Here is a 12,636-nt window from a genome sequence, read left to right as displayed (position 1 = left end):
GCTGCCATGAGCGGTGGCGTCGACTCGTCGGTGGCCGCCGCCCGGATGGTCGATGCCGGACACGATGTGGTCGGCGTGCACCTGGCGCTGTCGACGGCACCCGGCACGTTGCGCACCGGCTCGCGGGGCTGCTGCTCGAAAGAAGATGCCTCTGACGCGCGCCGGGTCGCCGATGTGCTCGGAATTCCCTTCTATGTCTGGGATTTCGCGGAGAAGTTCCAGGCGGATGTGATCGACGATTTCGTGGAGTCCTATTCCCGCGGCGAGACGCCGAACCCGTGCATTCGGTGCAATCAGCGCATCAAGTTCTCGGCGTTGTCCGCGAAAGCCCTTGCGCTGGGCTTCGATACGGTCGTCACGGGCCACTACGCGCGGCTGTCCGATGGGCGGCTGCGCCGGGCGGTCGATCGGGACAAGGACCAGTCCTACGTGCTGGCCGTGCTGACCGCCGAGCAGTTGCGCCATGCCGCATTCCCGATCGGGGACACCCCCAAGCCGCAGATCCGGGCCGAGGCCGCCCGCCTGGGCCTGGCGGTTGCGGAAAAGCCGGACAGCCATGACATCTGCTTCATACCGTCGGGGAACACCCGAGCATTTCTGGGCGAGCGCATCGGAGTCCGTCGCGGCTCTGTCGTCAATACCGATGGCGCGGTGCTGGCCGAGCATGACGGCGTGCACGGTTTCACCATCGGCCAACGCAAAGGCCTCGGCATCGCCGGCCCGGGACCCGACGGGCGCCCGCGCTACGTGACGGCCATCGACGCCGAAACCGGGACCGTCGAGGTGGGGGAGAAGGCCGACCTCGAGGTGCATGAGTTGGTCGGGCGGGCACCGGTATTCACCACCGGGGCCGCGCCGTCGGACCCGGTTCCGTGCGCGGTGCAGGTACGGGCGCACGGTGAGATCGCCAATGCCGTCGCAGAAATGGTCGGCGACGAGCTGGTGGTGCGGTTGCGCGTGCCGCTGCGGGGAGTGGCCTGCGGTCAGACGCTGGTGCTCTACCGGCCCGACCCCGACGGCGACGAGGTCATCGGTAGCGCCACGATCGCGGCCACCCGGCGTTAAACCCAAGCTAGCCGGGGATATTCGCGGCGATATTCGTCATCACGATGTCCGAAACGGATTGCGCGAAGCCGCAGAAGGTGACTTCCAGCATCGCCACCGACAAGATCCGATAGTCGCGGCCGCAACCACCGGGCCGCAGGTGCAGCGTGGTGGCGTCGGCATTCCAGTCGCCGACGTACATCTGGCCGGCCGAGCCGCCCGCGCAGTTCCCGACCGTGGCAACCAGGGCGTTGAAGGCGCGCCGGGCGGTGTCGGTGTCGCGGTACGCCGCGGCGCCCTCGGAAATCAGCGCGCCGTCGGGCGGGTCCTGGAAGCTCGTCTTGTGAAACTGCTCGATATCGGCCCCGAAGGTCGCCGTCTCGGCATAGATGAACCGGCATTCGCGCGGGGCGGTGTCGGCGAGCGCGTCGATGTCCACCGGCGCTGTGCCGTCCATCGACGGGATGATCGTCAGATGCTCGCCGGCGCCGGTGATCGCGCGCATGCGTGACTGATCGAGCAGGACCGTGTCGACATTCACGCCCTGCACGACCCTGCGGTCGGCGCCCGATCCAGCTACCGCGGCGCCGTCCACCACCCGGGTGCACGCAGTCGCCAACACGACTGCGCCGCACAACAGCAGTGGCCGGATCAATCTCGCCCTCCACGACACCGTTTCGCACACCTTTTGCCTCGAACCTACCCGGGCCGGCACGCGACAGACACCCCTGGCGACGCGGGCCCGATTCGACGTCGAATACGGTTGTCTGGTGAGTGTTTTGGCGAATCCCTTCGCAAGGGCCAGTGGCGTCGGGTCGTGGCCCGGCCTTGCCCCGCGCGAGGCTGCCGAAATCGTCGTCGGTGAATTGGCGGATGCGTTGGCGCACATCGTCGAATTGCCCGCCCGGGGCGTGGGCGCCGACGCCATCGGCCGGGCCGGGGCGCTCCTGATCGACGTGGCCATCGACACGGTGCCGCGTGGCTACCGCGTCGCGGCGCGGCCCGGCGCCGTCACCCGTCGGGCCGTCAGCCTGCTCGACGAGGACATGGATGCGATCGAAGAGGCCTGGGAGACCGCCGGCCTGCGCGGCGGCGACCGCGTGGTCAAAGTCCAGGCCCCGGGCCCGATCACCCTGGTCGCCGAACTCGAATTGGCCAACGGCCACCGGGCGATCACCGATCCGGGCGCCGTGCGCGACCTGGGAGCGTCGCTGGCCGAAGGCGTTGCCGTGCATCGGGCGAACCTGGCCCGGCGACTCGAGACACCGGTGGTGGTTCAGTTCGACGAGCCGTCGTTGCCGAAGGCGTTGGGCGGGCGGCTGACCGGCGTGACCGCCCTGAGTCCGGTGGCGCCGCTCGACGAGGCGGTGGCCGGCGCCCTGCTCGACACCTGCGTGACGGTCGTCGGAGATGGTGTGTTGCTGCACAGCTGCGCGCCCGGCCTTCCGTGGGACATGTTGCAGCGCAGTGCTATTAGTGCGGTATCGGTGGATGCCGGAACGCTGAGGGCCGACGACCTCGACGGTATCGCCGCGTTCGTGGAATCCGGTCGCGCGGTCATGCTCGGGGTCGTTGCGTCGACCGCACCGCCGCGGCGGCCGTCGGCCGAAGAGGTGGCCGCCGCGCTCGTCGCGGTGACCGACCGGCTGGGCTTCGGCCGCTCGGCGCTGCGCGATCGGATCGGCGTCACCCCGGCGTGCGGTCTGGCGGGAGCGACGACCCAGTGGGCCCGCACCGCGATCGAACTCGCCCGCAAGGTGGCCACGGTCTTCGCCGAGGACCCGGACGCCATTCATTGAGCAACCGAATGGTTGCTTTTTTCGTCGGGCCGTGCTGGACTAATACGCAACCAGGAGGTTGCATATGAAGATCGAGAAGCGCGTCTTGCTGCACGCACCGCTCGAGCGGGTGTGGCGCGCCATCAGCGACGCCGAGGAGTTCGGCCGCTGGTTCGGGATCCGTTTCGACGGGCCGTTCGTCGCCGGAATGTCCGTCACCGCCGCGATCAGCCCGACCACCGTCGACAGCGCGGTGGCCGAGCGCCAGGCGCCCCACGAGGGGGTCCGTAGCACGTGGCAGATCGTCGCCATCGAGCCGCGGCGCCGGTTTGCCTACCGGTGGCATCCCTTCGCCGTCGACCCGGATGTCGACTACGACCGGGAACCCACCACCCTGGTCGAGTTCACGCTGTCGGAGGCGCCCGACGGCGTGCTGCTCACCATCACCGAATCCGGCTTCGAGGCCATTCCCGAGGCGCGGCAGGGGCAAGCGTTCGAGGCCAACTCCGAAGGGTGGGCGATCCAAACCGACCTGGTGCGCAGGTACGTCGAAGACGTCCGGGTATGAGTGGACGAGTCGCCGTGGCGGCGCCCCTGTTTGACGCGCTCGGTGATCCCAACCGGTTGCGCATCATCGTGCGGCTCTGCGATCTGGGGCCGAGCTCGACATCGCAGGTCACCAGCGTCGTTCCGGTCACCCGGCAGGCGGCCACCAAGCACCTGCAGCTGTTGGAGTCGGCCGGACTGGTCACCAGTAGCCGGCGGGGCCGCGAACGCATCTGGACAGTGCAGACCGAGCCGTTGGCGTCCGCCAGCGACTACCTGACTCAGTTGTCGCGCCGGTGGGATGCGGCCCTGGATCGGTTGCGGGCATTCGTGGAGGACTGAGCCGATGCGGCACGCCGGGGCCGTGTCGGCGTCCTCCGATAGCCTGCCAGGGTGAGCTCAGCAGAAGTCGCGCCTGCGGAGGTCCGGCGGCAGTGGCAGGAACTGGCTGACGAGGTCCGTGGCCACCAATTCCGCTATTACGTCAAGGACGCTCCGATCGTCTCCGACGCGGAGTTCGACAAGATGTTCAACGAGCTGCTGGCGCTGGAGAAGCGCTACCCGGAGCTCACGGTCCCCGATTCTCCGACCCAGCTGGTCGGCGGCGCGGGCTTCGCCACCGACTTTGCCGAGGCGGCACACCTCGAGCGGATGCTGAGCCTCGACGACGTCTTCGACACCGAGGAACTCCTCGCCTGGACCAACCGCGTCGAGAACGAGGTCGGCGCCGATCCCTATTACCTCTGCGAGCTCAAGATCGACGGGGTGGCACTGTCGCTGGTGTACCGCGACGGCCGGTTGGAACGCGCCGCCACCCGCGGCGACGGCCGCGTCGGCGAGGACGTCACGCTCAACGCGCGCACCATCGACGATGTGCCCGAACGGCTCAGCGGCAACGACGACTTCCCGGTTCCCGGCCTGCTCGAGGTGCGTGGAGAGGTGTTCTTTCTGCTCGCCGACTTTGAAGCGCTCAACGCCAGCCTGGTCGAGGAGGGCAAGGCGCCGTTCGCCAATCCACGCAACAGCGCGGCAGGGTCGCTGCGCCAGAAGAATCCGGCCGTCACCGCGCGGCGCCGGCTACGGATGATCTGCCACGGCATCGGCCGCACCGAGGGGTTCTCGTTCACCACCCAGCACGAGGCCTACGCCGCGCTGCGGTCGTGGGGGCTGCCGGTGGCGGAGCAGACCGCCCGGGTCAGTGGCCGCGCCGCGGTCCAAGATCGCATCGCCTATTGGGGCGAGCATCGCTACGACATCGCTCACGAGATCGACGGCGTGGTGGTCAAGGTCGATGACGTGGCGTTGCAGCGCCGGCTGGGCACCACGTCGCGGGCGCCACGCTGGGCGGTCGCCTACAAATACCCGCCCCAGGAGGCGCAGACCAAACTGCTCGACATCAGGGTGAACGTCGGGCGCACCGGGCGCGTCACGCCGTTCGCCTTCATGACCCCGGTGAAAGTGGCCGGGTCGACGGTCGGGCTGGCCACCCTGCACAACGCCGCCGAGGTGCAGCGCAAGGGCGTCCTGATCGGCGACACCGTGATGATCCGCAAGGCCGGCGATGTGATCCCCGAAGTGCTGGGTCCCGTCGTGGACTTGCGGGACGGGTCCGAACGCGAATTCGTCATGCCCACAACGTGTCCCGAATGCGGAACCCCGCTGGCGCCGGCCAAGGAAGGCGATGCCGACATCCGCTGTCCCAATGCCCAGTCCTGTCCGGCGCAGCTGCGGGAGCGCGTCTTCCATGTCGCCGGACGTGGCGCACTGGACATCGAGGGGCTTGGCTACGAGGCGGCCACCGCGCTGCTGAAGGCCGGGGTGATCGCCGATGAGGGCGATCTGTTCGCGCTCACCGAGGACGAGCTGTTGCGCACCGACCTCTTCCGCACGAAGGCAGGCGCGTTGTCCGCCAACGGCAAACGGCTGCTCGACAACCTGGACAAGGCCAAGAAGGTGGCGTTGTGGCGGGTGCTGGTGGCGCTGTCGATCCGCCATGTCGGGCCGACGGCCGCGCGTGCCCTGGCGACGGAGTTCGGCAGCCTCGACGCGATCATGTCGGCGTCGACCGAGCAGCTGGCCGCGGTCGAGGGTGTCGGACCGACGATCGCCGCCGCGCTCACCGAGTGGTTCACCGTCGACTGGCATCGCGCGATCGTGGACAAGTGGCGCGAGGCCGGGGTGCGGATGGCCGACGAACGCGACGCCAGCGTGCCGCGCACGCTCGAGGGGCTGACGGTGGTGGTCACCGGTTCGCTGCCAGGTTTCTCCCGCGACGACGCCAAGGAAGCGATCGTCTCACGCGGCGGAAAGGCCGCCGGTTCGGTGTCGAAGAAAACCGACTACGTCGTCGCCGGGGATTCGCCGGGGTCCAAGTACGACAAGGCCGTTGAACTCGGCGTGCCGGTCCTCGACGAGGACGGGTTTCGCCGGCTGCTTGCCGAGGGATCCGCGGGGGAGTCTGCGCCGGAGTAGCCGCGCCCTGCCGCGAACGGTTCTATGGTGGGCGCTATGACCCAGCCGGACGACCTGTGTGCGGGGGAGTCCCCATGGTCTCCGCGCGAGGCCGAGATCCTGGCGGTGACGCTGCGCTTGCTGCAGGAGCACGGCTATGACCGGTTGACGGTGGACGCCGTGGCCGGCGCCGCCCACGCCAGCAAGGCCACGGTGTACCGGCGCTGGCCATCGAAGGCCGAACTGGTGTTGGCCGCCTTCACCGAGGGCATCCGTCAGGTCGCGATCCCGCCGAACACCGGGACCTTGCGGGACGATCTGGTGAACATGGGGGAGAAGATCTGCGAGCAGGGCAACCAGCATGCGAGCACCATCCGCGCGGTGCTGCTGGAAGCGTCGCGGCATCCCGCGCTCAACGACGCCCTGCAGCATCAGTTCCTCGATCAGCGCAAGGCCCTGATGCGGCACATCCTTAAGCAGGCCGTCGACCGGGGCGAGATCCGCGCTACCGCCATCACCGAAGAGCTCTGGGACGTGCTGCCCGGCTACCTGATCTTCCGATCCATCATTCCCAGCGAGCCACCCGGGCACGAGACGGTTCAGCTTCTCGTCGACGAAGTCGTCATGCCGAGCCTCACCCGATTGAACGGCTAGCGGCCAACCGAGAATCGAAAATGTATACGCGCGCGTCTCTTGTAGAGTACGGTCCCGTACCGTACTGTGATTGCTATTCAACGGGCTTGCGTCGAATAGCTGTCAAGCCCCTAGAGTTATCGTGACGCCCGACCGTCGAAAGGGCCTGGGGGGTGAAGGCGATTTCGATTTCCACCTTCGTGGCAAGACGGTGGATGGCCCTGGTGGCGGTCGTCGTCCTCGCGATCGCGGGATTCGCCATCTATCGCCTGCACGGAATCTTCGGTTCGCACAACAACGTTGCGGGAAACAGCGACCTTTCCAACGAGATCGTTCCGTTCAACCCCAAGCGGGTGGTCCTCGAGGTCTTCGGCAGGCCGGGCGCGACGGCGACCATCAACTACCTTGACGTCAACGCCCAACCGCAACAAGTCAAAGATGCGCCGTTGCCGTGGTCGTTCACGATCACCACAACAGAGCCCGCGGTCGTCGCCAACGTCGTGGCGCAGGGCAACGGGGACACCCTCGGCTGCCGCATCATCGTCAACGGCGAAGTGAAAGACCAACGGACAGTTAACAAAACAGATGCCTACACCTTCTGCCTGGACAAGTCGGGATGAGTAACGAGCAACCCTCGCGGCCCTTCGTGCCGCGCACCATCCGCCGGCTCGCGCTGCCGATCCTGCTGTTCTGGGTGGCGCTGGCCGCCATCACGAACATCGCGGTGCCGCAGCTGGAAGAGGTTGGGAAAACCCACAATGTCGCACTGAACTCGCCCGACGCCCCGTCGCTCAAGGCGATCAAGCGCATCGGTCAGGTGTTCAAAGAGTTCGACACCGACAGCTCGGCGATGATCGTCCTGGAAGGTGACAAGCCACTGGGCGAGGACGCCCACCGCTTCTACGACGACATGGTTCGCAAGCTCGAGCAGGACAAGAAGCACGTCGAGCATGTTCAGGACTTCTGGGGTGACACCCTGACGGCGGCCGGGTCGCAGAGCGGCGACGGCAAGGCCGCCTACGTCCAGGTTTTCCTTACCGGCAACCAGGGTTCGGCGCAGGCCAACGAAGCGGTCGGCGCCGTGCGCGACATCGTCGAGCACACCAAGCCGCCGCCGGGAGTGAAGGCGTACGTGACCGGCGCGGCGCCGCTGATCTCGGATCAGTTCGACGTGGGCAGCAAGGGGACGGCAAAGGTCACCACGATCACCGTCGGGATGATCGCGTTGATGTTGTTCTTCGTCTATCGCTCCGTGCTCACCACGCTGCTCGTGCTCGGAACGGTCCTCATCGAAATGTCTGCCGCCAGAGGGCTTGTCGCCTTTCTCGGCAACTCCGGGATCATCGACTTGTCGACCTACGCGACGAACATCCTGACGCTCTTGGTGATCGCCGCCGGAACGGACTACGCGATATTCTTCGTCGGCCGCTACCAGGAGGCGCGCACGGCCGGTGAAGATCGCGAAACCGCCTTCTACACCATGTATCACGGCACCACGCACATCGTCTTGGGTTCCGGGCTCACCGTCGCCGGCGCGACGGCCTGTCTGGGCTTCACCCGGCTGCCCTACTTCCAAAGCCTGGGAATTCCCGCCGCACTGGGGGTCTTGATCGCGCTGATCGCCGCGCTCACCTTGGGGCCGGCCATCCTCACGCTGGGCGCCATGGCGGGCATCTTCGATCCCAAGCGGGCGATGAGAACCCGCGGATGGCGGCGGATCGGCACCGCCATCGTCCGCTGGCCCGGCGCCGTCCTCGCCGGCGCCACCGCGCTCGCCCTGGTCGGCCTGCTCGCGCTGCCCGGATACAAGACCAGCTATGACACTCGCCCGTACATGCCGGCCAGCGCGCCGGCCAACATCGGTTACACCGAAGCGGAGAAGCATTTCTCCCGCGCCCGGCTCGAGCCCGAATTGCTGATGGTGGAAACGGATCACGACCTGCGCAACTCGGCCGACATGCTGGTGATCGACAAGGTGGCCAAGGCGGTGTTCCACGTCCCCGGCGTCGCTCAGGTGCAGACCATCACCAGGCCCCTGGGCACCCCGCTCGTCCACAGCTCGCTCGCGTTCGTGGTCAGTAACTCCAGCGCCGCCCAGCAGCAAAACCTCAGCTACCAACGGGATCGGGCCGATGACGCCCTGAAGCAAGCCAACGAGTTGTCGAAGACGATCAACATCCTCAAACAGCAGTACGTCCTGCAGCAGCAACTCGCCGCCGCGACGCACAGCGAGACCCAGAACTTCCACGACACGATCGTCACCATCCAGGACCTGCGCGACAAGCTCGCCGATTTCGACGACTTCCTGCGACCGATTCGTAGCTATTTCTATTGGGAGAAGCACTGTTACGACATCCCGGCTTGTGCCGCGATGCGGTCGGTCTTCGAAGCCCTCGACGCCACCGACCAACTCAGTCAGAAATTCGAAGACCTCGTCGCGACCTTGGACCGGCTCGATGCGCTGCAGCCGAAACTGACAGCGCTGATACCGCCGCAGATCCAAAGCCAGGAGACCAATCGCGACCTGACCCTGGCGAACTACGCCACGTTGTCCGGCATCTACGCGCAGACCGCCGCCGCGATCGACAACGCGACGGCACTGGGGCGGGCCTTCGACGCGGCGAAGAACGACGACACCTTCTACCTGCCGCCCGAGGTCTTCGCCAACCCCGACTTCAAGCGCGGGTTGAAATTGTTCATGTCACCCGACGGCAAAGCCGTGCGGATGATCGTCACCCATGAGGGCGATCCTGCTACCACCGAAGGCATTTCGCACATCGAGCCGATCGCGAAAGCGGCGCACGAGGCGTTGAAGGGCACGCCGTTGGCGGGCGCCAAGCTCTATCTCGGCGGAACCGCCGCGACCTACAAGGACATCCAGGAGGGCGCCAAGTACGACCTTCTGATCGTGGCATTCGCGGCGCTGAGTCTCATCTTGCTGATCATGATGATCATCACCCGAAGCCTGATCGCCGCGCTGGTCATCGTCGGCACAGTGGCGCTGTCGCTGGGCGCCTCGTTCGGGCTGTCGGTCCTGGTGTGGCAGTATCTCTTTGGCATTCAGCTGTACTGGGTGGTCCTTGCGCTCGCCATCATCCTGCTGCTGGCGGTCGGATCCGACTACAACCTGCTGCTGATCTCTCGCTTCAGGGAGGAGATACATGCCGGCCTGAAGACCGGGGTCATCCGCGCGATGGCCGGGTCCGGGTCGGTGGTCACCTCCGCCGGCATCGTGTTCGCGGTCACCATGTGCGCCTTCGTGTTCAGCGGGTTCCTGGTGCTCGGCCAAATCGGGACCACCATCGGCCTCGGCTTGCTGTTCGACACACTGATCGTGCGGTCGTTCATGACGCCTTCCGTCGCAACGCTTCTCGGCCGCTGGTTCTGGTGGCCCCAGCGGGTGCGCCCACGCCCGGCCAGCACGATGCTGCGCCCCTACGGTCCGCGCCCCGCCGTGCGCCAGCTGCTGCTGTGGGATGACGACGACTCGACGGTCATGCCCGGATCACGTTCAGCGCCAAGGTGATTCAGCGCAGTATTGTGGCCACGATCCCGGCCAGGTAACCGAGCCGGACCACCTCGGAAGGCCGGAATTCCGGTCCCGGCCGTCCCAGCACCACCGCCGTGTTCGGGTCGCCCAGCGGTGCCGCCACCATCGTGGTGTCCATGTCGCGCCAGGCCTGCGGCACCCACTCGGCCGTGTTGTCCAGCGTCATCGCCCGTTCGATCGGGAGCCATGGGGCGGAGTCCGCTTTGGTCTCCGGCGCGCCCGGGCTGGCGGCAAGGCTGTGCAGTTCCCCGTCCGCACTGCGCAGCACGGTGCACCAGCTGACGCGCAACACCTTGGGCGCCTGGTCCGCGAGGGCCTGCATGCGCGAGGCGTTGTCCTCGGCCGTCGCGATGTGGTCGAGCAGCTCCAGCTCGCGATGGGCTTCCAGCAGGCCGGTATGCGGACGCACGCTGTCCACCCGGACGCCGGACAGCGACTCCGCCGCCGTGATCAGCATGTCCGGCATCGCGCCCGGCGGCAGTTCGATGACCAGGTCGTCGATCGCAAAGCCGGCGCTTCGCTCCACCACGTCCAGCGACAAGATGTCGGCACCCACCGAACCGAGTGCCACCGCCAGCGAGCCCAGGCTTCCCGGACGGTCGACCAGCTCGATGCGCAACAGATAGGACGGCACGGCCAACACTTTTACACAGCGCTGCCTCGACTGCATTTCCGCAGGACCGCGGCCAGCTTCACGTTCGCGGTCCCAACCCCGTTAGGCTTTTGGCTCGTGTCTCAGATCTCCCGCGACGAGGTGGCGCACCTGGCCCGGCTGTCCCGGCTGGCGTTGACCGATGGCGAGCTCGACAGCTTCGCCGGTCAGCTCGACGCCATCCTCACCCATGTCAGCCAGGTGCAGGCCGTCGATGTCACCGGCGTCGAGCCGACCGACAACCCGCTCAAGGACGTCAACGTCACGCGTCCCGACGAGCCGGCGCCCTGCCTGACGCAGGAAGAGGCGCTGGCGGCGGCGCCCGAAGCCGCCGATGGTCGCTTCGCGGTGCCGCAGATCCTGGGGGACAGCGAGTGAACGAGATCATCCGATCCGATGCCGCGACGCTGGCCGCGCGGATCGCCGCCAAGGAGCTGTCGTCGGTCGAGGTCACCCGCGCGTGCCTGGAGCAGATCGAGGCGACCGACGACCGCTACCACGCGTTTTTGCACGTAGCGGCCGACGAGGCGCTCGGGGCGGCGGCCGTCATCGACGAAGCCATCGCCGCCGGGGAGCGGCTGCCCTCGGCGCTCGCCGGCGTGCCGCTGGCGCTCAAGGACGTCTTCACCACCGTCGACATGCCGACCACCTGCGGATCCAAGATCCTCGAGGGCTGGCGTTCGCCTTACGACGCCACCGTCACTTCGCGGTTGCGGGCCGCGGGCATCCCGATCCTGGGCAAGACCAACATGGACGAGTTCGCGATGGGTTCGTCGACGGAGAACTCGGCCTACGGCCCCACCCGCAACCCGTGGAACGTCGACCGGGTGCCCGGTGGCTCCGGTGGCGGCAGCGCGGCGGCACTGGCCGCGTTCCAGGCGCCGCTGGCCATCGGGTCCGACACCGGCGGCTCGATCCGGCAGCCGGCTGCGCTCACCGCGACGGTCGGCGTCAAGCCGACCTACGGCACGGTATCCCGCTACGGTCTGGTGGCCTGCGCGTCGTCGCTGGATCAGGGTGGGCCCTGCGCGCGCACCGTGCTGGACACCGCGCTGCTACACCAGGTGATCGCCGGGCATGATCCCCTCGACTCGACGTCCGTTGACGCCGCGATCCCCGACATCGTCGCCGCCGCCAAGGCCGGTGCGGCCGGCGACCTGCGCGGCGTGCGCGTCGGAGTCGTCAAACAGCTGCGCGGTGAGGGCTATCAGCCGGGAGTGCTGACCTCGTTTGAAGCGGCCGTCAAGCAGCTGACCGCACTCGGTGCCGAGGTGAGCGAAGTCGATTGCCCGCACTTCGAATACGCGCTGGCGGCCTACTATCTGATCCTGCCGTCGGAGGTGTCGAGCAACCTCGCGCGCTTCGACGCGATGCGCTACGGGCTGCGTGTCGGCGACGACGGCACCCACAGCGCCGAGGAGGTGATGGCGCTGACCCGGGCCGCCGGCTTTGGCCCGGAGGTCAAGCGGCGCATCATGATCGGCACCTACGCGCTCTCCGCCGGGTACTACGACGCCTATTACAACCAGGCGCAGAAGGTACGGACGCTGATCGCCCGCGACCTCGACGAGGCCTACAAGTCCGTCGATGTGGTGGTGTCACCCGCCACTCCGACGACCGCATTCCCGCTCGGCGAAAAGGTCGACGATCCGCTGGCGATGTATTTGTTCGACCTGTGCACGCTGCCGCTGAATCTGGCGGGCCACTGCGGCATGTCGGTGCCGTCGGGGCTGTCGCCCGACGATGACCTGCCGGTGGGACTGCAGATCATGGCGCCTGCGTTGGCCGACGACCGCCTGTACCGGGTGGGCGCCGCCTACGAGGCCGCCCGCGGGCCGCTGCCGTCGGCCATTTAGTCGGCCCTGCCGGTATTAACAGTGATACCGCGCCGTCGATCGCCGTCACAGGCAAGATGAAGTGATGCGGATCGGAATTCTCACCGGGGGCGGGGACTGTCCCGGGCTCAACGCAGTCATCCGAGC

12 protein-coding genes are annotated in these 12,636 nt (G+C 67.4%); 10 read left to right on the top strand and 2 right to left on the bottom strand.

The window, feature by feature from the left end:
* Positions 1 to 1,065 (top strand): tRNA 2-thiouridine(34) synthase MnmA (gene mnmA / locus JOZ00_RS25840; RefSeq protein WP_293350112.1); only part of this gene is annotated, 1,065 nt, incomplete at its 5' end.
* Between the two features lie 7 nt (positions 1,066 to 1,072).
* Here the strand turns inward: mnmA and JOZ00_RS25835 are convergent.
* Entirely contained in the window at positions 1,073 to 1,717 is a 645-nt protein-coding gene (locus JOZ00_RS25835) for a sensor domain-containing protein (protein ID WP_293350108.1), read from the bottom strand.
* Between the two features lie 97 nt (positions 1,718 to 1,814).
* On the opposite strand from JOZ00_RS25835, the gene JOZ00_RS25830 reads away from it, so the two are divergent.
* The 7 genes from JOZ00_RS25830 (at position 1,815) to JOZ00_RS25800 (ending at position 9,978) form a co-directional block, all read left to right on the top strand.
* Complete coding sequence (locus tag JOZ00_RS25830) at positions 1,815 to 2,843, top strand: methionine synthase (RefSeq protein ID WP_293350105.1); 1,029 nt, start codon at positions 1,815 to 1,817, stop codon at positions 2,841 to 2,843.
* 64 nt (positions 2,844 to 2,907) lie between these two features.
* Entirely contained in the window at positions 2,908 to 3,390 is a 483-nt protein-coding gene (locus JOZ00_RS25825) for an SRPBCC family protein (RefSeq protein ID WP_293350102.1), read from the top strand.
* Positions 3,387 to 3,710, top strand: a complete 324-nt coding sequence (locus JOZ00_RS25820; RefSeq protein ID WP_293350099.1) for a metalloregulator ArsR/SmtB family transcription factor — start codon at positions 3,387 to 3,389, stop codon at positions 3,708 to 3,710. The genes JOZ00_RS25825 and JOZ00_RS25820 overlap by 4 nt, the downstream gene beginning before the upstream one ends.
* A 51-nt stretch (positions 3,711 to 3,761) precedes the next feature.
* On the top strand, positions 3,762 to 5,840 hold the full coding sequence (gene ligA / locus JOZ00_RS25815; RefSeq protein ID WP_293350096.1) for an NAD-dependent DNA ligase LigA: 2,079 nt from the start codon (positions 3,762 to 3,764) through the stop codon (positions 5,838 to 5,840).
* A gap of 36 nt (positions 5,841 to 5,876) precedes the next feature.
* Positions 5,877 to 6,473 carry a TetR/AcrR family transcriptional regulator gene (locus JOZ00_RS25810; RefSeq protein ID WP_293350093.1) on the top strand — a complete coding sequence of 199 codons (597 nt, stop codon included), beginning with the start codon at positions 5,877 to 5,879 and terminating at the stop codon, positions 6,471 to 6,473.
* Positions 6,474 to 6,625: 152 nt separating this feature from the next.
* On the top strand, positions 6,626 to 7,072 hold the full coding sequence (locus JOZ00_RS25805; protein ID WP_293350090.1) for an MmpS family transport accessory protein: 447 nt from the start codon (positions 6,626 to 6,628) through the stop codon (positions 7,070 to 7,072).
* The gene (locus JOZ00_RS25800; protein ID WP_293350087.1) at positions 7,069 to 9,978 is read left to right on the top strand and encodes an MMPL family transporter; all 2,910 of its coding nucleotides are present in this window, start codon (positions 7,069 to 7,071) and stop codon (positions 9,976 to 9,978) included. The genes JOZ00_RS25805 and JOZ00_RS25800 overlap by 4 nt, the downstream gene beginning before the upstream one ends.
* Before the next feature lies 1 nt (position 9,979).
* Here the strand turns inward: JOZ00_RS25800 and JOZ00_RS25795 are convergent, their stop codons facing one another.
* Positions 9,980 to 10,636, bottom strand: coding sequence for an amino acid-binding protein (locus tag JOZ00_RS25795; protein ID WP_293350084.1), 657 nt, complete (start codon positions 10,634 to 10,636; stop codon positions 9,980 to 9,982).
* A gap of 96 nt (positions 10,637 to 10,732) precedes the next feature.
* Between JOZ00_RS25795 and gatC the strand changes: the two genes are divergently transcribed.
* Complete coding sequence (gene gatC, locus JOZ00_RS25790; RefSeq protein WP_293350081.1) at positions 10,733 to 11,032, top strand: Asp-tRNA(Asn)/Glu-tRNA(Gln) amidotransferase subunit GatC; 300 nt, start codon at positions 10,733 to 10,735, stop codon at positions 11,030 to 11,032.
* Positions 11,029 to 12,510 (top strand): Asp-tRNA(Asn)/Glu-tRNA(Gln) amidotransferase subunit GatA, encoded by a 1,482-nt coding sequence (gene gatA, locus JOZ00_RS25785; protein WP_293350078.1) that lies wholly within the window; start codon positions 11,029 to 11,031, stop codon positions 12,508 to 12,510. The genes gatC and gatA overlap by 4 nt, the downstream gene beginning before the upstream one ends.
* Positions 12,511 to 12,636 lie beyond the last annotated feature (126 nt).

This window comes from Mycobacterium sp. (assembly GCF_019243155.1).
Taxonomy (GTDB): Bacteria; Actinomycetota; Actinomycetes; order Mycobacteriales; family Mycobacteriaceae; genus Mycobacterium.
Note: the sequence above shows the minus strand (reverse complement) of the source record. Positions and strands in the feature narration are given on the sequence as shown.